The sequence below is a fragment of the Streptomyces sp. NBC_00510 genome (assembly GCA_036013505.1).
Taxonomy (GTDB): domain Bacteria; phylum Actinomycetota; class Actinomycetes; order Streptomycetales; family Streptomycetaceae; genus Actinacidiphila.
Window position 1 is genome coordinate 5,208,110 of sequence record CP107851.1, and the last position, 19,453, is coordinate 5,227,562.

Sequence of the window (19,453 nt, forward strand, 5' to 3'; positions counted from 1 at the left end):
ATATGGACGCGTAGACCGCCCCCGGGCTGCGGCTGCGGTCGGTGGTGACGGGTGGACGCGCTGACGTTAGGCGCGTCCGCCGGGTCGCGGACAGCTGCCGGGAAAGATCTTTACCGCCGCTTGAGGCGGGTTTGCCCGCGCCGAGACCGGACCCCTCGGCCAAAGGTCCGGGGGCCGGATTTCCCTAGGGTTTTCCCTGTATGCCCGGCCCGCGCCCTCCGGTCCTTGACCTTGTCGCAGCGTCAAGGTCTCTACTGGGCTCATGCGCATCGGAGAACTCGCCGCCCTCGCCGGGGTCACCACCCGCACCGTGCGGCACTACCACCGCATCGGGCTGCTGCCCGAGCCCGCGCGCCGGATCAACGGCTACCGCGACTACGGCCTGCGCGACGCCGTCGAGCTCACCCGCATCCGGCGCCTGACGGAGCTCGGCCTCGGTCTCGACGAGGTCAGGGACGTGCTCGCGGACGACGCGGGCAAGGAGCTGCACGAGGTGCTGGCGGAGCTTGACGCGGACCTCGCCCGGCAGGAGGAGGCCATCCGGTCGCGCCGGACCCGCCTCGCCGAACTCCTCGCGCAGGCCGAAGCCGGCGGCGGACTGCCCGCGCAGGCGCCCGTCTCCCCGGAACTGGCGGCGCTCTTCGCCGAGATGGCCCGGGCCTCGGCACAGCTGCCGGGGCCCGAGCCCGCGATGGCCGTGAAGGAGCGCGAGTTGCTCGCGCTGCTGGACACGGCGGCCACCCCCGAGGCCCGGGGCTGGCTCACCGGCCTGCTGCGCTCCATGGGCTCCGATCCGGGCGCGATGCGCCGCGCCTACGAGGTGTACGCGCGGATGGACGAACTGGCCGGGGCGGCCGTGGACGACCCCCGGGTCGCGGAGGTGGCCCGGGCGATCGCCGACTCCGTCCCGGACGAGGTCGCCGCCTCGATCGACGCCGCCGGTGAGGACGGCGCGGCGCAGTCCGGTGCGGAGGGCGGCTTCGCCGCCGCGTTCTTCGACGACCACGCGCCCGCCCAGGCCGAGGCCGTACGGCAGGCGATCCGGCTGCTGCGCGAGCGTGCCCGGTGAGCCGCCGGGGGGCGTGGGTGCTGGGCACCCTGGTGGTGGCCGAGGCGGTGCTCGCCGCGTGCCTGGTGGCGGGCGTGCCGGTGCCGGAGCCGGTGCTCTGGGGCGCGGAGCTGTGCATGACCGCCGTGCTGCTGTGGCGGCTGCCGAAGGTCGTGCGGGCGCAGCGGGACGCCCGGCGGCGGGGCCTGTCGCGCCGCGCCGCCGCGTGGACCGCCGTGCGGGACGCCGTACCGGCGCCCGCACGGCGCCTGATGCGCCATGAACTCGCCCTGTCCGTAAGCCTGGTGCGCTGGATCGCGCGCCGTCCGCACGGGGTGGGCGAGGGCGCCGTGGCCGTCCCGTACACCGGGGCGCAGACGGCGACGATGTACGGCTTCCTCTTCGTCTCCGTCGTCGAGACGGTGGTGCTCGCGCTGGTCATCCCCTGGCCCGCGGTGCACGCCGTCACGCTCGTCCTCGACATCTGGGGCTGCTTCTTCGTACTGGCCCTGCACGCGGCCTGCGTGGTGCGCCCGCACGTCGTGGGGGCGGACGGCTCGCTGCGGCTGCGGTACGGCGCCCTCGTCGACGTCCGCGTGCCCGCCGGGCGGATCGCCGCGGCCCGTGTCGACCGGCGCTTCCCCGACGGACGGCTCGTCACGCTCGCCGGGGACGGCATCGTCGACCTGGTCGTCGGCGGCCAGACCACGGTGACCGTCGAACTGACCGAGCCCGTCACGTTCCTGCGCCCCCTCGGGGCACCCGCGCAGGCCCGCGTCCTGCGCTTCCACGCCGACGACCCGCGTGCCGCCGTCGCGGCCCTGGGGGTGGGCGCGGTGCCGGGGGCTCGGGTAACGTTGCCGTCCCCAGCAGCGGACGTACCGAGGAGGTGAGACCCATTACCGCCATGTCAGGTTGGGTGCTCTCCCCCGGCGGCCCCGCGGTCCGGACGACCTAGGCCGTCGAGAGCGCCCCGCGGCGCCCCGAAAGGCCCCCATGTCCTCCGCTTCACCCGCTCCTTCCGGCTCGTCTCCCTCCGGTCTTCCTCCCGCCGGTGCCTCGTCCTCCGGCTCCTCCTCTTCCGCCCTCCCGTCCCCCGCGTCCCTCGCGCCGGTCGTGTCCGTGCTCCGGGCGGCCGGCTGCGTGTTCGCCGAGGACGAGGCCCGGCTGCTCGTCTCCGCCGCCCGGACACCCGACGAGCTCGCCGCCCTGGTGGAGCGCCGGGTGGCCGGCCTCCCGCTCGAACACGTGCTGGGCTGGGCCGAGTTCTGCGGTCTGCGGATCGCCGTCGGCCCGGGGGTCTTCGTCCCGCGCCGCCGTACGGAGTTCCTCGCCCGCGAGGCCGTCGCGCTCGGGCGCGCCTCGGGCCGGCCCGGCGCCGTCGTCGTCGACCTGTGCTGCGGCTCCGGCGCGGTGGGCGCCGTCCTGGCCGCCACGCTCGACCGGCCCGTGCTGCACGCGGTCGACATCGACCCGGCGGCGGTGGCCTGCGCCCGCCGCAACCTCGCCGCGGCGGACGGCCGCGTCCACGTCCACGAGGGCGACCTCTACACCCCCCTTCCCGCGGAGCTGCGCGGCCGCGTCGACGTCCTGGTCGCGAACGTGCCCTACGTCCCCAGCGGCGCCGTCGCCCTCCTCCCCCCGGAGGCCCGTGACCACGAGCCCCGCGTCGCCCTCGACGGCGGGGCCGACGGCCTCGACGTCCTCCGCCGGGTCGCCGCCGCGGCGCCCGCGTGGCTCGCGCCGGGCGGCCGGCTCCTCTTCGAGACCGGCGAGGAGCAGGCCCCGGCCGCCGTCGCCGCGGTCGCCCAGGCCGGGCTGGAGGCGCGGGTGGCCGTGTCGGAGGAGCTGTACGCGACGGTCGTGATCGCCTCGGCCCCCGTGGCGTAGCCCGCCGGGCCCCGCGCCCGCCGGCCGGCCCCCGCGCCCGCCCCGGAAATCCTCGCCGTGGGTGAAACCGCGGTTTCTCCGTGTGAATCAACGCCCTATCGGGTGACGCAGGCCACATGGCCTGCGTCACCCAATAGGCGATTTGTCCGGGTCTGCGTGTGACGTGGCCGATATGACGTGCGCCACTTTCGGGGCCCCTTAGTAGAAGCCGTCCCGGAATCCCCTTCCCACGTCTGAGCGGCGGGACTTTCGTCCCTGGTCCCACAACTAATCCCGTTAGTAACAGGGGTGCATTGACCCCGGGATTTAAGTCGGCCAACAATTCATGGCGTACCCCACGGAAGAGGAATTACTCGAATGCAGATCTCCGCTATGTCGAAGCTCAACCGCGTCGCCAAGGCCAAGAAGATCTCCCTCGGCTGCGCCGCTGCCGGCGTCGCCGTCGTCGCCGGTGGCGTGGCCATGGCCCCCACCGCCTCCGCCGCCCCCATGGCGCAGTCGGGCTCCGTCAACACGTGGATCAACGAGTCCCTGAAGGTGATGCGCGCCAACGGCATCCCGGGCACTTACAACGGGATCTACAAGAACCTGATGCGTGAGTCCTCCGGCAACCCGAGCGCCATCAACGGCTGGGACTCGAATGCGGCCAAGGGAATTCCCTCGAAGGGTCTGATGCAGGTGATCGACCCGACCTTCAAGGCCTACCACGTCCCCGGCACCTCGTGGAACATCTACGACCCGGTCGCCAACATCACCGCCGCCTGCAACTACGCGGCCCACGTCTACGGCACGATCGACAACGTCAACTCGGCGTACTGATCGCCCGCGCGCGACGCTTTCCCTGGGGACGCCCCCGGCAGCAACGGCTGCCCGGGGGCTTCCCCCTTTTGGCGTTTCCGGATTCCACGCGCTTTTCCGCCCCGGCTTTTCCTCCCCGGGCCTGGACAGACGAACCGTGCTGGTCCACGCTGTCCGACCATGACCGTCGCCCCTGACCGCCCGGCCGAGGCCGAGGCCCTGCACGCCGCCGCCGAGGACATAGCCGCCCTGCTCCGCGCGTGCCCGGACACCTCGGTGCCGATCCCCGGTGCCGAGTGGACGGTCGGGGAGGCCGCGGCGCACCTGGTGCTCGCAGGCGAACTCATGGCCGCCCTGGCCGAGGGCCGCGAGCAGCCGTACGGCGACGGCACCCCCGGCAGCCTCGCCGCCGCGAACGCCGCGTCCCTGGCCGCCTTCCCCGAACGCGACGGCCCGATCCTGGCCGACGGGATCGTGCGGCACGCCCGCGCGTTCACCGACGCGGCCGCGACCCGCGCGCCCGGCATGCCGGTGGTCACCCCGCTCGGCCCCATGGACCTGGCCACGCTCGGCTCGTACCTGCTCACCCACCTGCTCGGCCACGGCTACGACATCGCGGTCGCCCTGCGCCGTCCCCACATGATCGACCGTGAGCGCGTCGCCCGCTGCATGCCCTTCCTCAAGGCGGCCATGCCCCGGGTCGTCGACGCGCGGGCGGCGGCGGGATTCTCCGCCTGCTACGCGCTGCGCGTCCCCGGGATCACGCGCTTCGCCGTGACGTTCACCGACGGTGCGGCCGAGCTCGCGGACGAGCCGCCGCGCCGCCCCGACTGCACCATCACCACCGAGCCGGTCACCTTCTTCCTGATCGCGCTCGGCCGCCGGGGCGCCACCGCCGCCATGGCCCGCGGCAAGATCGCCGCCTGGGGCCGCCGCCCCTGGCTCGCCCCCCGCTTCCCCACCCTCTTCACCGCGCCCTAGCTTTCACCGCGTCCCGGTCCCGGCCAGTCGCCGGGGAGGGTGTACGTCCAGCCCGGCTGCCAGACGAAGGGCGCCCGGACGCTCTCCGTCAGGGGGACTCCGCCCAGCAGGCAGGCCAGGGCCCAGCGGTTGGCGGAGTGGGCGATCAGCAGGACGCGCCGGCCGTCCCACCGCCGGGCCAGGTCGTACAGGAGCGCGTCGGTGGCGGCGAGCACCTGCCGGTAGCTCTGGCCGCCGCCGGGGAACGGCTCGTCGACGCGCCGCAGGCGCTCGGCCGCGACGAGGCCGGCCGGGCGTCCGTTCAGCGCGCCGTAGTCGCACTCGCGCAGCCGGGGGTCCCGGTGGACCGGCGGCCGCCCGTCGGGGAAGGCGAGGGCCGCGGTCTCCACGGCACGGTGCAGGTCGGAGGTGTACACCGCCGCGATGTCCTGGCCGCGGCGGCGTTCGCCCAGCTCCCTCGCCTGCCGGCGGCCGCGCTCCGACAGCAGGCCGGGCAGCCGGCCGGTGGCGATGCCCGCCTCGTTGTCGGTGGTTGTGGCGTGCGTCTCGTAGATCAGCTCCACAGCCATCGGGGCCTCCCCGGGGTCGGGTGCGTCAGAGGGTGGCGGTGGCCCGGAAGGTGCGCCGGTAGGCCAGGGGGGAGACGCCGATGGCGGCGTGCAGGTGCTGCCGCAGGGACGTCGCGGTGGCGAAGCCCACCTCGCCGGCGATGCGGTCGACCGGGAGGTCGCTGGACTCCAGCAGGTGGCGGGCCCGGGCGACCCGCTGCTGGATGAGCCACTTGCCCGGGCTCGTGCCGACCTCGTCCCGGAAGCGCCGGGCGAAGGTCCGCAGGCTCATCCGCGCGTGGTCCGCGAGGTCGTTCAGGGTGAGCGGCAGGTCGAGGTGCTCCAGCGCCCACTGCCGCGTCGCCGCGGTGCCGGCGTCCGCGGTCTCCGGCACGGGCTGGTCGATGTACTGGGCCTGGCCGCCGTCCCGCCAGGGCGGCACCACGCAGCAGCGGGCCACGAAGTTGGCCACCGCGCTGCCGTGGTCCTCGCGCACCAGGTGCAGGCAGACGTCCACGCCGGACGCGGCCCCGGCGGAGGTGAGGACGTCGCCGTCGTCGACGAAGAGCACGTCCGCGTCGAGCGCCACACCGGGGAACATCCGCCGGAAGCGTTCGGCCAGCGCCCAGTGGGTGGTGGCGGGGCGGCCGTCGAGGAGACCCGCGGCGGCGAGCGCGAAGGCCGCCGTGCAGATGGAGACGATGCGGGTGCCCGGCCGGATCGCGCCGAGCGCGGCCGCGACCGGGGCGGGGAGCTCCGCGGTGATCCGCGACTGGTCGTACGGCGGGATCACGATGGTGTCGGCGGTGGCCAGCACCTCGGGGCCGTTCTCGACGGCGACCGAGAAGTCGGAGTCCGTGCGCACGGGGCGCCCGTCGACGGTGCAGGTCAGCACCTCGTAGCGGTCCCCGGCGGAGCCGAAGACACGGTTGGGGATGCCCAGCTCGAAGGGGTAGACGCCGTCAAGGGCGAGGACGACCACACGATGCATGGCAGGATCTTATCGGAGGATGGCAATCATGCCATTTCCCCGCGCCCGCGCGGTCGGCAGGCTGGGGTCCATGACCGAAACACCCCGCACCATGCGCGCGATCACCCAGGACGTCCTCGGCGGACCCGAGGTACTGCGGGAGGCGGAGCTGGAGCGCCCCACCCCCGGCGTCGGGCAGCTGCTCGTCCGCGTCCACGCCGCCGGGCTCAACCCGACCGACACCAAGCACCGGCAGACCGGGCTCTTCCTCGGCGGCCCGCCGCCCGTCCTCGGCTGGGACGTCTCCGGCGTCGTCGAGGAGACCGGGCTGGGAGTGGCCCTCTTCCGGCCCGGCGACGAGGTCTTCGGCATGCTCCCCTACCCGCACGGCGTGGGCTCCCACGCCGAGTACGTCACCGGGCCCGCCCGCGCCTTCGCCCGGAAGCCGTCCGGCATGAGCCACGTGGAGGCCGCCGCGGTCCCGCTGGTCGCGCTCACCGCCTGGCAGGCCCTCGTCGACGTCGCCGCGGTCCGCCCCGGGCAGCGCGTGCTCGTCCACGCGGCCGCGGGAGGCGTCGGCCACGTCGCCGTCCAGATCGCCAAGTCCCGCGGCGCGTACGTCATCGGCACCGCGAGCGCCGCCAAGCACGACTTCGTGCGCGGTCTCGGCGCCGACGAACTGATCGACTACCGCACGACCGACTACGCCGAGGCCGTCCGCGACGTGGACGTCGTCCTCGACCCCCTCGGCGGTGCCGAGTCCCTCCGCTCCCTGCGTACCCTGCGCGAGGGCGGGCTGCTCGTCACCATCCTCCCGATCGGCCTGCCCGAACTCCTCGCGGAGGCCGACCGCCTGGGCGTGCGCGCCACCGGCATGATCGTCGAGGCGGACCACGCCGGCATGACCGCGATCGCCCGCCTGGTCGAGGAGGGCGCCCTGCGCGTCACGGTCGCCGGCACCTTCCCCCTGTCCGAGGCCGCGAAGGCCCACGCCTCCCTGGAGACGGGACGTACGACCGGGAAGCTGGTCCTCGCCGTGCGCTGACGAGGACGATGCCCCATCGTCAACTTTCGGTTGACGATGGGGCATCGTCAACCTATCGTTGACGCATGACGCAGCAGATCCGGCTCGACGATCTGATCGCAGCCATCAAGAAGACCCACCCCGACGCCCTCGACCAGCTCTCGGACGCCGTCATCGCCGCCGAGCACCTGGGGGAGATCGCCGACCACCTCATCGGACACTTCGTCGACCAGGCCCGGCGGTCCGGCGCCTCCTGGACCGACATCGGCAAGAGCATGGGCGTGACCAAGCAGGCCGCCCAGAAGCGCTTCGTCCCCAAGGACCTCGGCTTCCCCGACCTGGACCCCTCGCAGGGCTTCTCGCGCTTCACCCCGCGCGCCCGCAAGGTCGTCATGGCCGCCCACGCCGAGGCCAAGACCGCCCACAACCCCGAGGTCCGCCCCGAGCACCTCGCCCTCGGGCTGCTCAGCGAGCCCCAGGCCCTCGCCGCACTCGCCATGGCGGCCCAGGGTGTCACCCCCGACGCCGCCCGCACCGCCCTCGCCGCGGCCCTCCCCGCGGCCGTGGACGAGGTCCCCGAGCTCGTCCCGTACGACCTCGCCTCCCGCAAGGTCCTCGAACTCACCTTCCGCGAGGCCCTGCGCCTGGGCCACAACTACATCGGCACCGAGCACCTCCTGCTCGCCCTCCTCGAACTCGAGGCGGGCGACGGCCCGCTGACCTCCCTCGGCCTCGACAAGGCCACCACCGAGCGCCACGTCGCCGCGGCACTGGCCGAGATCGTGGGCGGCACGCAGCAGGAAGGGTGAGCGGTGTCCCGGGTGGGGCGTGGTTCCATGAGGGGCCATCACGGTCCCACCCGGGAGGAACGGAACCCTGAACACCACGATCGCGGAGGCGCTGTCCGTCGCGCTGCTGCTCCTCGTGCTCGCCGGGGCGGTGATCCGGCCGTTCGGTCTTCCGGAGGCGGTGATCGCCGTCCCGGCCGCGGCGGTGGCCGTGGGGAGCGGGGCGATCCCGCTGGAGCACGCGCGGGAGGAGGCGGCGCGGCTGGGGCCGGTGATCGGGTTCCTGGCGGCGGTGCTGGTGCTGGCGAGGCTCTGCGACGACGAGGGGCTGTTCCGGGCAGGCGGGGCGTGGATGGCCCGGGTGGCCGCGGGGCGGCCGCGGCGGTTGCTCGGGGCGGTGTTCGCGCTGGCGTCCGCGGTGACGGCGGCGCTGAGCCTGGACGCCACCGTGGTGCTGCTGACCCCGGTGGTGTTCGCGACGGCCGCCCGGCTGGGGGTGCGGCCGAAGCCGCACGTGTACGCGTGCACGCACCTGTCCAACACCGCCTCGCTGCTGCTGCCGGTCTCGAACCTGACGAACCTGCTGGCGTTCGCGGCCAGCGGGCTGAGCTTCACCCGCTTCGCCGGGCTGATGGTGCTGCCGTGGCTGGTGGCGATCGCCGTGGAGTACGTCGTCTTCCGCCGCTGGTTCGGCGCCGACCTGGAGGCCGCCGTCGCGGTCCCGGACGGTGCCGAGGTGCCTGCGCTGCCGGTGTTCGCGCTGGTCACGGTGGTCTGCACGCTGGCGGGGTTCGTCATCACCCCGGCGCTCGGCATCGATCCCGCGTGGGCGGCCGCGGCCGGGGCGCTGGTGCTGGCCGTACGGGCGGTGGCACGGCGGCGGATGACGGTGCGCGCCGTGGCGGGGGCGGCCGGGGTGCCGTTCCTGGCGTTCGTGCTGGCGCTGGGCGTGGTGGTGCGGGCGGTGGTCGACAACGGGCTCGCCGACGTGCTGGGCCGGATCGTGCCCGGGGGCACCGGGCCGGCCGCCCTGCTCGGCGTCGCGGCGCTGGCCGCCGTCCTGGCCAACGTGATCAACAACCTGCCCGCCGTGCTGGTCCTGCTGCCGCTGACCGCGCCCGCCGGGCCCGGCGCGGTCCTCGCCGTCCTGCTCGGGGTGAACATCGGCCCCAACCTGACCTATGCGGGATCCCTGGCGACCCTGCTGTGGCGGCGTATCGTGCACCAGCACGAACACGACGTGGACCTGAAGGAGTTCACCGTGCTCGGCCTGCTCACCGTGCCTGCGGCGCTGGGCCTTGCGGTGGTGGCACTGTGGGGTTCGCTGCACGTCCTCGGAGGCTGATGTCCGTGATCGTGACCGCCTGGATCGCCGAAGGAACCTGGCCCGCCTGCGTCGACGCCGTCCGCGTCCACGCGCCGGAGGCCGCCGACGTCGTCCTGCTGCACGTCAGCGGCCCCGACGTCCCCGGTCTGGCGCACGCCGCCTACGCCGGGCTGCTGGGCCGCGGGCACCCGGAGAACGATCCGGGCACCCGGCTGGAGGGCCTCGGCGCGGACTCCGCGGGCCGGCTGCTGGACGCCGCCGCCCGGCGCCTGGGCCGTCCGTGCCGCCGGGAGGAGCGGTCGGGGCGGGTGGAGCGGGAGGTGGTCGCCGCCGCGGCCGGGACCGATCTGCTGGTGATGGCCCGGGACGGCGACCTCGTACGGCTCGGGCCGCGGAGCCTGGGCCCGGCGGCGCGCTTCGTCGTGGACCACGCGCCCTGCCCGGTCCTCCTGGTGTGGCCCGCGGCCGCGCCGGACGTGGCGACCCTCCCACCGCCCCCGCCCCACTGACCCGGGCTCAGCCCGCGGCGCCGGGCAGCTGCTTGATGCCGTCGACGACGGAGCGGGTCAGCACCGCGGTGGTGAAGACGACCGTGCCGCGCGGTATGACCCCGTCGGGGTCCCGCTCGGCCTGGACGGTGCGCTCGCCGAGGAAGACGTGGGTCTTCGGGTCGAAGATCCACTCGGTGCGCTCTCCGGTTGTCTTCTCCAGCCGGGCCACCGCGACCCCGTGCCGGCCGGCGGCGTCCACGGCGTCGTCCACGGCGACCACGCCGGGGATCTTGGCGGCGGCCTTGTAGAGCGCGGTGGTCAGCCCGGCCGGCGGGTAGCTCTCGCCCAGCAGGTCGCCGATGGTGGTGAAGGCCTCCTGGTCGGGGCTGTTGCCCATGCCCTTCGTCTCCTCGTAGATCTTGGCCAGGAGCGTGTCGGGGTCGGTGGGCAGGGTGGTGAGGTAGTCGTAGCTCGGCGCGTTCAGGGTCGGCTCGGGCACCTTGCCCTGCTCGTCGGTGCCCGCCAGGGTGATGCCCTCCGGGCCGGTGGTGCCGGGCTCGATCAGCCAGCCGTCCCTGCCGTCGCGGGACTCCCAGGCCTGGCGCCGGTGCAGCGGGGTGCCTGCCAGGCTGGTCGTGCCGTGCACGTGCCGGACGACGGTGCCGGCCGACTTCGACTCGATGTAGACGTACTGGCCGTCGCCCACCGGCGCTGCGGGCGACTCGGCGGCGGCCAGCGAGACGGTGTCCAGCAGGTGGGCGGCGCCCTTGGGGTCCGCGGCGCCGAGACGGGTGGTCAGGGCGGGACCCGCGGCCGAGGTGCCGGAGCCGCCGCCCGTGCCGGTGCCCTCCGCACCGCCGAACACGAACAGGCCGGTCGCCAGGGCCCCGGCCAGCACGCCCGCGGTCAGCGGGACGAGGACCATGCGGCGCAGGAAGGGGTTGCGGCGCGCGGCCGGACGGGCGGCGGTGGCGGCGGTGTACGGGTCGGTGCTCGTGCCGAGGTCCTCGTGGATCCGGGTCATCAGACGCTCCTTGTGCAACTGGTGACGGTCCGCCGGCAGATCCCGCTCCACGCGCGGCAGGAGACGGGCGGTCTCCTCCCATTCCGAGGGATGGGCGTTCATCGGATTCCTTCCTGTGCGGGCCGGACCGCGTTCGTGCGGTCCCCTTCTGTCTGTCGGCGGCGGGCGGCGGGTTCCATCTCCGCGTCGGCGAGCTTGCGCAGTCTCGTGCGGGCCCGGGACAACCGGGACCGCACGGTGCCGACCGGGATGCCGAGGGCCTCGGCGGCCTCGGTGTACTCCAGGCCCTCCCACAGGCACAGCGTCAGCACCTCGCGCTCGGGACGGCGCAGCCGGGCGAGGGCGGTGAGGACGGCGGAGATGCGGCGCCGGTCGTCGAGCCGGCCGGCCACGAGGTCGGCGTGGTCGGGCACTTCGAGCGCGGCGGCCCCCGCCTGGGCGCCGGCGGCGACCGCGGCCCGGTAACGGCGGTTGCCGCGGCAGTGGTTGCGCGCGATGTTCGTGGCGACGCCCAGCAGCCACGGCCGCAGCGAGCCCCCTTCGGGGTCGACGCGCTCACGCAGCCGCCAGGCCTCCAGGAAGGTGGCCGACATCACGTCCTCGGCGACCGACCAGTCGGCGGTCAGCCGGAAGGCGTGGTTGTAGACGGTACGGGCGTACGCGTCGAACAGTTCCGCGAAGGCGGCGGGGTCCCCGTCCCGTACCCGGGTCCGTACATGAGTGGTCACCTCTGTCGGCTGTCCGTCCGTCCCCCGCGGGTTCCCGTGACGTGCGTCACGCGGCGACGCCGTCGGGTGCCGCGGGCGCGAAGGGCATCAGCTCGTCCTGGCCGGGCCGCACCACCCCGAAGGTGCTCTCGGGGACCTCGTGCCACGCGTCCGGCACGTCGCCCAGGGGCTCGGACACCACGAGCCGGGTCTGCGCCGACACGCCCTGCAGGAACCACAGGTCCGGGTGGAGCTCCCGCAGCGTGTCCACCTTGCTGCTGTAGAACAGCGACCGCGACGCGTGCTCGCTGGAGTAGCGGAAGGCCCACAGGCTCTCCCCGTCGCTGACCGCCACCGTCATCTGGACGGGGAACTCGACCCCGTGCTCGTGCCCGGTCCGCTCCACCAGCCCGGCCATCCGCGACACGGCGCCGGGCACGTCCTGGTCGAGACCGAAGGTGAGGGCGAGGAAGAACATCACCTCGGAGTCCGTCGAGCCCTCGATGGAGGAGAACAGCGCCGGGTCGACGGCGAGCGAGAGGTCGCGGCGCAGCCGGTGGAAGTCGGTGATCGCGCCGTTGTGCATCCACAGCCAGCGGCCGTGCCGGAAGGGGTGGCAGTTGGTCTGCTGGATCGCGGTGCCGGTGGAGGCCCGTACGTGGGCGAAGAACAGCGGCGAGGCGACGTGGCGGGAGATCTCCCGCAGGTTGCGGTTGTTCCACGCGGGCCCGATGTCCCGGATGACCGCCGGGGTCTCCAGGTCCGTGGCGTACCAGCCGATCCCGAAACCGTCCCCGTTGGTCGTCTCGACCCCCATCCGGGAGTGCAGGCTCTGGTCGATCAGCGAGTGCCGCGGTTTGTAGAGGATGTTGTCGAGCAGCATGGGCGTGCCCGAGTAGGCGAGCCACCGGCACATGTCGCACCATTCCCTTCCTCGTCCGCCGTCCCCGGGCGTCCGGCCGTCCTCAGGCGTCGGCCAGGGCGACCTCCGCCCAGATCGTCTTGCCCTCCTGGGTGTGACGCGTCCCCCAGCGTTCGGTGACCTGCGCCACCAGCAGCAGTCCGCGGCCGCCCTCGTCGAAGACCCGGGCCCGGCGCAGGTGCGGCGCGGTGCCGCTGCCGTCGGAGACCTCGACGATGAGCGTGGAGTTGTGGATGACGCGCAGCCCGATGGGCTGGGTTCCGTACCGGATGGCGTTGGTGACGAGTTCGCTGACCACCAGCTCCGCGGTGTACGTGATGTCCTCCATCCCCCACTCGGCCAGCCGGCGGGTGACCTCGGCGCGGACGCCGGCCACCGCCGCGGGCTCGGCGGGCACGTCCCAGCTGACGACCTGGGAGGCGTCCAGCACCTTGGTGCGGGCGACGACCAGGGCGACGTCGTCGTCCGGGGGTTCGGGGACGAGGGCCACCAGGCTCTCGCAGACGGACTCCAGGGAGCGGGCGGGCCGGGTGAGCGCGTGGCGGAGCCCGGCCATGCCCGTGTCGACGTCCCGGTCGGCGGTGGCGATGAGGCCGTTGGTGTAGAGCACGAGGAGGCTGTCAGGGTCGAGTGCGCACTCGACGGTCTCGAAGGGCAGCCCGCCCAGCCCGAGCGGGGGTCCGGGCGGCAGGTCGAGGAAGTGCGCGCCGCCGTCCGGCGCGGTCAGTACCGGCGGGGGGTGGCCCGCGCTGGCGGCGGTGCACATCCGTGAGACCGGGTCGTAGACCAGGTACAGGCAGGTGGCGACGAGGTCGGTGACGAGGTTCTCGCCGTCCCCCTCGGTGACCTCTTCCCCGGCGAGGTGGGCGACCAGGTCGTCGAGGTGCACGAGCAGCTCGTCGGGCGGCAGGTCGACGTCGGCGAGGGTCCGCACGGCCGTCCGCAGCCGTCCCATGGTGGCGGAGGCGCGCAGCCCGTGGCCGACCACGTCGCCCGCGACCAGCGCGACCCGGGCCCCGGACAGCGGGATCACGTCGAACCAGTCACCGCCCACGCCCGCGCCGCTGCCCGCGGGCAGGTAGCGCGAGGCGACCTCCACCGCCTCCTGCCGGCCGAGCCGCTGCGGCAGCAGGCTGCGCTGGAGGGCCAGGGCGGTGGTGCGTTCGCGGGTGTAGCGGCGGGCGTTGTCGACGGCGACCGCGGCCCGGGCGCCGATCTCCTCGGCGACCTGCAGGTCGTCCTCGTCGAAGGGGTCGGGTCTGCGGTGCCGGGCGAGCACGGCGACACCGAGCGTGATGCCGCGGGCCCGCAGCGGGATGACCATCACCGAGTGGATCCCGTGCCGCCGCAGCATCCGGGCGCGCCCCGGGTCGCCCGCGGCCCAGACGTCGATGGCCCGGTCCACGGTGCCGTGCAGCGAGGCGCGGCCGGTGACGAGGGAGCGGGTGGGCGGGGAGTCCGCCGGGTAGTGGTCCAGTTCCCCGGTCGCGGTCACCGACTCGGGCATGCCGGGCAGGACGGACTGCTGGGCGGCGCGGCGGAGGGCGACGCCGGGGTCGCCGGCCTTCGGCTCCACCCCGCGGAACAGCGGGTCGAGCAGGTCGACGGTCGCGAAGTCGGCGAGGTTGCCCACCACGACGTCGGCCATCTCCTGGGCGGTGCGGCCCACGTCCAGCGTGCTGCCGATCCGGGTGCTGACCTCGTTGAGCAGGGCCAGCCGCTCCCGCGCCAGGTACTGCTCGGTGGTGTCGACGGCGGTGAGCTGGACGCGGGGGGTGCGCCGCAGCGGATCGGCGAGCGGGGAGAGCATGACCGACCAGGTGCGCGGCGCCGGTGCCGTCCGTGAGCGGATGCGCAGGTGCAGGTCGTGGGACTCACCGCTGGCCAGGACGTGCCGCACGCCCTCCTCGACGGCCTCGCCCGCGCTGCCGGGCAGGAACTCCGAGGGCCGTCTGCCCCGCATCTGCTCCTCGGTGCGTCCGGTCTCGCGCTGCATGCCCTTGCTGGTGCGCAGGGTCCGCAGCTCGTTGTCGAAGATCGCCATGGGCAGGGTGGACTGGTCGAAGGCCTCCTCGACCACGCTGTCCACCGCCCCCCAGTGCCGCCGGTCCACCGGGGAGGCCACGACGAGCCGCTGCGGCCGGCCGCGGCCGTCCAGCGACGGGTAGACCCGCACGGAGACGTCCAGGTGGCGCCCGTCCCGGCGGCGCAGCACCGATCTGCCGCCCCAGCCGAAGGGCATCGCGAGCAACCACTCGGTGGACCGGGCGGCGTCCGAGCCGAGCAGCCGGGCGGCGGGCTGCCCCACGACCTCGTCGTGCCCGTACCCGAGCAGCCGCTCGGCCTCGCTGCTCCAGCCGGTGATGATGCCGTGGGCGTCCACGACGGCCGTGGCGGGTACGGCCGGTTCGGGCCGGGGAGGGAGGCCGCCGTCGAAGTCGTCGTCGAGGCTGGAATCTCGCATCGCCATCCGTCGCCGTTCTCGCCCGTCCTCTCCCGGCCCCCTCCGGGAGGCGGCTGCCTGGGCCCTCCTCCACTTCTACCGCTCCTGGAGCGTGCCCGCAGGTCGGCGCCGGCCCGGTTCAGCGCGAGGCCGCGCCGGGCACGACGCCGCCGCAGCGTACGGGCGGGAGGGCGCCGTCGCCGCCGGCGAGGACGACCTCGGCGGTGCCCTCGTGGCCCTCGGCGTAGGCGGCGGTGCAGACCACCTGGCGCACGGCGTCGTCCTTCAGGCGCCGCACGGGGAACGGCAGCGTGACCCGGATGGTGCCCCGGGACGACGTGACGTCCACCGGCCCGGCGGAGGCGGGCAGCCCGGTGCCGAGTCCCGCCGCGCGCTCCTCGGGGGCGGGGCCGTCCAGCAGCACCGTCAGGACCTTCACGGCCGCTATCGGCGGGGCCTGCGCGTCGTCCTCGGTCGCGCGCAGGACGGGCGTCAGGCGTCCCTCGGGGGAGAGGAAGAAGAGCGTCAGCCGGTCCGGTGTCCCGGGGAAGGCGTCGACGGTGGCCGGGCCGCCCGCCTCGACGACCCCGGATCCCGGGACCCCGCAGCCGGCCAGCAGGGCCGCCGCGGTGAGGAGCGGGACCGGGACGGACCGGCGTCTCACGGTGCCGCCTCCGCGGCCGTACGGGGAGTGCCCAGCGGCATCCGCACGGTGAGGACGGCGCCGCCGTGCGGGCCGTTGGCGGCGCGGACCGTGCCGCCGTGCAGGCGGACGTTCTCCAGGGTGATGGCCAGGCCCAGGCCGCTGCCCGCGGAGCGGGTGCGGGCCGCGTCGGCCTTGTAGAAGCGGTCGAAGATGTGCGGCAGGACGTCCGGGGCGATGCCGGGGCCGCTGTCGGAGACCTCGACGGCGAACCGGGCCTGCCCGCCGTCGGGCATCTCGGCGTGCAGCCGCACCTGGACGGGGGCGCTGCCGTGACGCAGCGCGTTCCCGACGAGGTTGGCGACCACGACGTCGAAGCGCCGCGGGTCGAGCCGGGCCCGGATGCCCGGGGGCAGTTCGGTGGCGACCTGCGCGGGATCCGTCCAGTGCCGGGTCGCCAGGGTCTTGCGGATGGTCTCGGCGACGTCGACCTCGTCGGCGTTGAGCTCGGCGGCCTTCGCGTCGAAGCGGGAGATCTCGATCAGGTCCTCGACCAGGACGGCGAGCTTGCCGGTCTCGGCGCTGACGAGGCGGACGGCGGCGGCGGTGTCCGGCGCGAGCCGGTCGGCGTCCTCGTCGAGCACCTCGGTGACGGCGAGCATCCCGGCCAGCGGGGTGCGCAGTTCGTGCGAGACGTCGGAGGCGAATCGGCGGGCCCGGGCCTCGGCGCGGCGCAACTCGTCCACCGTCCGCTCCAGTTGCAGCGCCGAGTCGTTGAAGGTGTACGCGAGGTCGGCGAGTTCGTCGCTGCCCTTGACGGGGATGCGGGTGTCGAGCTCGCCGCGGCCCATGCGCTGCGCCGCCGTGCGCAGGTCGCGGACCGGGCGGAGCACGCTGCGGGCGGCGAGCAGGGCGGGGACGAGGGCGATGACCAGCGCGGGCAGGGATCCGTCGCGGGCGGCGGTGAGCATCGCCCGGATGTCGTCCTCCTCCGTGGTCAGCGGCATCACGGCGTAGAGCACGAGCCCGCTGGCGCGGGCGGACAGCCCGGTCTTGAAGACGGTCGGCACGGCCATCGTCAGCCAGGGGGTGCCGTCCTTGTCGACCCGCTGGAAGACGCCGCGGGGACTGGCCAGGGCGGCGCGGCGCAGCTCGGGCGTGATGACGGTGGAGACGGGGCTTGTGCCGGAGGAGACCCGCATCGAGCCGTACTCGGCGAACACCACCCAGGTGTGCGGCTTGCCCTTGCGGGCGATGTCGCGCAGCACCTCCTGGAGGGCCAGGCGGTCCATAGGGAGCGTGGTGCCGACGGTGCCCGCCTGCTCGCGGAAGGAGGAGACGGCGGTGTCCTGGGCCTGTTCGAGGATGGCGTTGCGCGCCTCGCGGTACGTGAGGGCCGCGGTGGTGCCCGCGCTGACGGCGGCGACGAGCAGGAAGGCCAGCACCAGCCGGGTGCGCAGCCCGATCCGGGCCCTCCAGCGGATCACCGGCGGCTCACAGCGGCCCGAAGCGGTAGCCGAAGCCGCGCAGCGTCTGTATGTAGCGGGGGTCGCCGGGTACGTCCTCGATCTTGTTGCGCAGCCGCCGGACGCAGGCGTCGACCAGCCGGGCGTCCGCGTGGTAGCTGTGCTCCCACACGTGCTCCAGCAACTGCTGGCGGCTGAAGACCTGTTCGGGCGCGGCGGTCAGGAACAGCAGCAGCTTCAGCTCGGAGGGTGCGAGCGCCAGCCGCTGCCCGGACTTGGCGACGCCGAGTCCGGCCCGGTCGACGGCGAGGTCGCCGTGGAACTCGACGGCCGGGCGGCCTCCCGGCTCCTCGATGCGGCGCAGCACGGCGCGGATGCGGGCCTCGATCACCTCGGTGCGGGCGGGTTTGACGATGTAGTCGTCGGCCCCGGCCTCCAGCCCGACGACGACGTCGAAGTCGTCGCCGCGGGCGGTGAGCATGATGATCGGCAACTGGCTCGTCTCGCGCACCTGGCGGCAGACCTGGACGCCGTTCATGCCGGGCAGCATCAGGTCCAGCAGCAGCAGATCGGGCTGGAACTCGCCGACGGCGGCGAGCCCGGCCTCGCCGGTCGCGGCCGTCCGTACCTCGTGACCGCGGCGGCGCAGGCCCAGTTCGACACCTTCGCGCACGGAGGGGTCGTCTTCGATCAGAAGAACGCGTGGCATGACCGGAGTATCGCAACTCATCGTGCACCGCGCCGCAGTTTGCCGAGCAGGGCCCGTCGGGCGGCCTCGACCTCGGTCAGCCGCAGCGGGCGGGCCGCGGCCGCGAAGACCAGCACCACGGCGGCCGCCCCGGCCGCCACGGCGGCGAGCGGCCCCGGTGGCGCGGCGAGGCCGGCCGCGATCCGGCCCAGGGCGGCGGCGGGCACCGCGACGAGCAGCAGCCGGGCCAGCGAGCCCGCGGTCGGCGACCGCCACGGTCCTGGGCCGCCGTCCGGCGCCGCCAGCCTGCGGTCCAGCACGAACGCCGTGACCGCCCATCCCGCGAAGAGCGCCACCGAGTACGCCGCCGCCATGCCGGTGACCGCCCAGCGCGCGGGCAGCAGCAGGTAGGCGGTGACGGACAGCCCCGCGTTGAGCCCGGAGATCACCAGGTTGAGCAGGAAGGGGGTACGGGTGTCGCCGAGCGCGTAGAAGGTGCGCGACAGCACGTACTGCCCGGAGAAGGCGACGAGGCCGGGGGCGAAGGCCACCAGCGCGTTAGCCATGACCGCGACGTCGGCGGCGTCGGTCCTGCCGTGCTCGAAGACCAGGGCCATCGCCGGCGCGGCGAGCGCCAGCAGCGCGCACGCGGCGGGCACCACCATCGCGGAGCTGCTGCGCAGCGCGTACGAGACGTCGCGGCGCACCCGTGCCGGGTCGCCGTCGGCCGCCGCCGCGCTCATCCTCGGCAGCAGGGCGGTGACCAGCGAGACCGTCACGATGCCGTGCGGCACGGCCCACAGCAGATAGGCGTTGTTGTACGCGGTGAAGCCGGCGCCGCCGTCGATGCCGAGGGCCGCGGCGCGCTGTCCCGCGGACGTGGCGAGCCGGGTCACCACCCAGTAGGCGACCTGGTTGGTGAGCACCAGCAGCACCAGCCACCCGGCGGAGCGCAGCGGCCGGGCCAGCCCGCTGCCCCGCCAGTCGAACCGCGGCCGCCAGCGGAAGCGTGCCGCCCGCAGCGAGGGCACCAGCGCCAGCGCCTGCACCGCGATGCCGGCCGTGGTGCCCCAGCCGAGCAGCGCGGTCTCACCGGCGGTCAGTCCGCCGCCGGTGCCGGCGGTGACCAGGTAGAGACCGAAGACGGCGATGACGACGAGGTTGTTGAGGACGGGCGTCCACATCATCGCGCCGAACCGGCCGCGGGCGCCCAGCACTTGGCCGAGCAGCGTGAACAGGCCGAGGAAGAGGATCTGGGGCAGGCAGGAGCGCGCGAAGGCCACCGTGGTCGCGGCCTGCGCCCCGGTGTAACCGGTGTACGCGGCCACGATCGCGGGGGCGGCGAGCACGGCCGCCGTCGTGATCACCAGCAGCGCGGCGGTGCACACGGTCAGCAGCCGGTCGGTGTAGGCGGCCCCGCCGTCCTCGTGCTCCTTGGCGGCCCTGACCAGTTCGGGCACGAACACCGCGTTGAGGGCGCCGCCCAGCAGCAGCATGTAGACGATCGTGGGCACCGAGTTGCCGACGGAGTAGCCGTCGGCGGCCAGGCCGACGCCGAGCGCCGCGGCGACGGTCGCGGACCGCACGAAGCCGGTCGCGCGGGAGACCACCGAACCCGCCGCCATGACCGCGCCGCTGCGCAGCACCGAGCCGGCGGCGGGGGCACCGGCCGGGGCGGCCGGCCCGTCGGCCGGG

General features: G+C 74.5%; 19 protein-coding genes. 9 read left to right on the plus strand and 10 right to left on the minus strand.

The genetic code is table 11. The annotated features are described in order from the left end of the window. The first annotated feature begins 262 nt into the window (after nucleotides 1–262). The 5 genes from OG937_23480 to OG937_23500 all read left to right on the plus strand — a co-directional run bounded on the left by OG937_23480 (nucleotide 263) and on the right by OG937_23500 (nucleotide 4,717). Nucleotides 263–1,069: a MerR family transcriptional regulator gene (locus OG937_23480; protein WUD74445.1), complete on the plus strand. Its 807-nt coding sequence runs from the start codon at nucleotides 263–265 to the stop codon at nucleotides 1,067–1,069. Nucleotides 1,070–1,089: 20 nt separating this feature from the next. Further along, entirely contained in the window at nucleotides 1,090–1,941 is an 852-nt protein-coding gene (locus OG937_23485) for a hypothetical protein (protein ID WUD78854.1), read from the plus strand. Nucleotides 1,942–2,044: 103 nt separating this feature from the next. Next, entirely contained in the window at nucleotides 2,045–2,938 is an 894-nt protein-coding gene (locus OG937_23490; protein WUD74446.1) for a putative protein N(5)-glutamine methyltransferase, read from the plus strand. Between the two features lie 357 nt (nucleotides 2,939–3,295). After that, entirely contained in the window at nucleotides 3,296–3,757 is a 462-nt protein-coding gene (locus OG937_23495) for a transglycosylase SLT domain-containing protein (protein ID WUD74447.1), read from the plus strand. A 159-nt stretch (nucleotides 3,758–3,916) separates the two neighbouring features. After that, nucleotides 3,917–4,717 (plus strand): maleylpyruvate isomerase family mycothiol-dependent enzyme, encoded by an 801-nt coding sequence (locus tag OG937_23500; protein ID WUD74448.1) that lies wholly within the window; start codon nucleotides 3,917–3,919, stop codon nucleotides 4,715–4,717. Here the strand turns inward: OG937_23500 and OG937_23505 are convergent. Together OG937_23505 and OG937_23510 are read right to left on the minus strand one after the other, a co-directional pair. After that, entirely contained in the window at nucleotides 4,714–5,286 is a 573-nt protein-coding gene (locus OG937_23505; protein ID WUD74449.1) for a histidine phosphatase family protein, read from the minus strand. The two genes, OG937_23500 and OG937_23505, sit on opposite strands and share 4 nt — an antisense overlap. 25 nt (nucleotides 5,287–5,311) lie before the next feature. Further along, entirely contained in the window at nucleotides 5,312–6,256 is a 945-nt protein-coding gene (locus tag OG937_23510) for a helix-turn-helix domain-containing protein (GenBank protein WUD74450.1), read from the minus strand. Nucleotides 6,257–6,326: 70 nt separating this feature from the next. On the opposite strand from OG937_23510, the gene OG937_23515 reads away from it, so the two are divergent. The 4 genes from OG937_23515 (at nucleotide 6,327) to OG937_23530 (ending at nucleotide 9,883) form a co-directional block, all read left to right on the plus strand. Continuing rightward, nucleotides 6,327–7,280 carry an NADP-dependent oxidoreductase gene (locus tag OG937_23515; protein ID WUD74451.1) on the plus strand — a complete coding sequence of 318 codons (954 nt, stop codon included), beginning with the start codon at nucleotides 6,327–6,329 and terminating at the stop codon, nucleotides 7,278–7,280. Nucleotides 7,281–7,345: 65 nt separating this feature from the next. Continuing rightward, nucleotides 7,346–8,068, plus strand: coding sequence for an ATP-dependent Clp protease ATP-binding subunit (locus tag OG937_23520; protein ID WUD74452.1), 723 nt, complete (start codon nucleotides 7,346–7,348; stop codon nucleotides 8,066–8,068). A 67-nt stretch (nucleotides 8,069–8,135) separates the two neighbouring features. Next, nucleotides 8,136–9,392, plus strand: a complete 1,257-nt coding sequence (locus OG937_23525; GenBank protein WUD78855.1) for an SLC13 family permease — start codon at nucleotides 8,136–8,138, stop codon at nucleotides 9,390–9,392. Beyond that, nucleotides 9,392–9,883, plus strand: coding sequence for a universal stress protein (locus OG937_23530; GenBank protein ID WUD74453.1), 492 nt, complete (start codon nucleotides 9,392–9,394; stop codon nucleotides 9,881–9,883). The genes OG937_23525 and OG937_23530 overlap by 1 nt, the downstream gene beginning before the upstream one ends. Before the next feature lie 7 nt (nucleotides 9,884–9,890). Here OG937_23530 and OG937_23535 read toward each other — a convergent pair whose 3' ends face one another. The 8 genes from OG937_23535 to murJ form a co-directional block, all read right to left on the minus strand. Further along, nucleotides 9,891–10,991, minus strand: coding sequence for a CU044_5270 family protein (locus OG937_23535; protein WUD74454.1), 1,101 nt, complete (start codon nucleotides 10,989–10,991; stop codon nucleotides 9,891–9,893). Then, complete coding sequence (locus tag OG937_23540; GenBank protein WUD74455.1) at nucleotides 10,988–11,617, minus strand: sigma-70 family RNA polymerase sigma factor; 630 nt, start codon at nucleotides 11,615–11,617, stop codon at nucleotides 10,988–10,990. Before OG937_23540 ends, OG937_23535 begins: the two co-directional genes overlap by 4 nt. 46 nt (nucleotides 11,618–11,663) lie before the next feature. Further along, entirely contained in the window at nucleotides 11,664–12,512 is an 849-nt protein-coding gene (locus OG937_23545) for a class II glutamine amidotransferase (protein WUD74456.1), read from the minus strand. Between the two features lie 49 nt (nucleotides 12,513–12,561). Continuing rightward, nucleotides 12,562–14,982 (minus strand): SpoIIE family protein phosphatase, encoded by a 2,421-nt coding sequence (locus OG937_23550; protein ID WUD74457.1) that lies wholly within the window; start codon nucleotides 14,980–14,982, stop codon nucleotides 12,562–12,564. 118 nt (nucleotides 14,983–15,100) lie between these two features. Then, on the minus strand, nucleotides 15,101–15,625 hold the full coding sequence (locus tag OG937_23555; GenBank protein WUD74458.1) for a GerMN domain-containing protein: 525 nt from the start codon (nucleotides 15,623–15,625) through the stop codon (nucleotides 15,101–15,103). After that, the gene (locus OG937_23560) at nucleotides 15,622–17,091 is read right to left on the minus strand and encodes an ATP-binding protein (protein WUD74459.1); all 1,470 of its coding nucleotides are present in this window, start codon (nucleotides 17,089–17,091) and stop codon (nucleotides 15,622–15,624) included. Before OG937_23560 ends, OG937_23555 begins: the two co-directional genes overlap by 4 nt. 7 nt (nucleotides 17,092–17,098) lie before the next feature. Next, complete coding sequence (locus OG937_23565; GenBank protein ID WUD74460.1) at nucleotides 17,099–17,779, minus strand: response regulator transcription factor; 681 nt, start codon at nucleotides 17,777–17,779, stop codon at nucleotides 17,099–17,101. A gap of 17 nt (nucleotides 17,780–17,796) precedes the next feature. Beyond that, nucleotides 17,797–19,383 carry a murein biosynthesis integral membrane protein MurJ gene (gene murJ, locus OG937_23570; GenBank protein WUD78856.1) on the minus strand — a complete coding sequence of 529 codons (1,587 nt, stop codon included), beginning with the start codon at nucleotides 19,381–19,383 and terminating at the stop codon, nucleotides 17,797–17,799. Nucleotides 19,384–19,453 lie beyond the last annotated feature (70 nt).

Excerpts from the sequence above, each read along its gene's own strand:
- OG937_23480 (WUD74445.1), top strand. The coding sequence starts at position 263 with ATGCGCATCGGAGAACTCGCCGCCCTCGCCGGGGTCACCACCCGCACC.
- OG937_23490 (WUD74446.1), top strand. The coding sequence starts at position 2,045 with ATGTCCTCCGCTTCACCCGCTCCTTCCGGCTCGTCTCCCTCCGGTCTT.
- OG937_23495 (WUD74447.1), top strand. The coding sequence starts at position 3,296 with ATGCAGATCTCCGCTATGTCGAAGCTCAACCGCGTCGCCAAGGCCAAG.
- OG937_23500 (WUD74448.1), top strand. The coding sequence starts at position 3,917 with ATGACCGTCGCCCCTGACCGCCCGGCCGAGGCCGAGGCCCTGCACGCC.
- OG937_23505 (WUD74449.1), bottom strand. The coding sequence starts at position 5,286 with ATGGCTGTGGAGCTGATCTACGAGACGCACGCCACAACCACCGACAAC.
- OG937_23510 (WUD74450.1), bottom strand. The coding sequence starts at position 6,256 with ATGCATCGTGTGGTCGTCCTCGCCCTTGACGGCGTCTACCCCTTCGAG.
- OG937_23515 (WUD74451.1), top strand. The coding sequence starts at position 6,327 with ATGACCGAAACACCCCGCACCATGCGCGCGATCACCCAGGACGTCCTC.
- OG937_23520 (WUD74452.1), top strand. The coding sequence starts at position 7,346 with ATGACGCAGCAGATCCGGCTCGACGATCTGATCGCAGCCATCAAGAAG.
- OG937_23530 (WUD74453.1), top strand. The coding sequence starts at position 9,392 with ATGTCCGTGATCGTGACCGCCTGGATCGCCGAAGGAACCTGGCCCGCC.
- OG937_23535 (WUD74454.1), bottom strand. The coding sequence starts at position 10,991 with ATGAACGCCCATCCCTCGGAATGGGAGGAGACCGCCCGTCTCCTGCCG.
- OG937_23545 (WUD74456.1), bottom strand. The coding sequence starts at position 12,512 with ATGTGCCGGTGGCTCGCCTACTCGGGCACGCCCATGCTGCTCGACAAC.
- OG937_23550 (WUD74457.1), bottom strand. The coding sequence starts at position 14,982 with ATGCGAGATTCCAGCCTCGACGACGACTTCGACGGCGGCCTCCCTCCC.
- OG937_23565 (WUD74460.1), bottom strand. The coding sequence starts at position 17,779 with ATGCCACGCGTTCTTCTGATCGAAGACGACCCCTCCGTGCGCGAAGGT.
- murJ (WUD78856.1), bottom strand. The coding sequence starts at position 19,383 with ATGGCGGCGGGTTCGGTGGTCTCCCGCGCGACCGGCTTCGTGCGGTCC.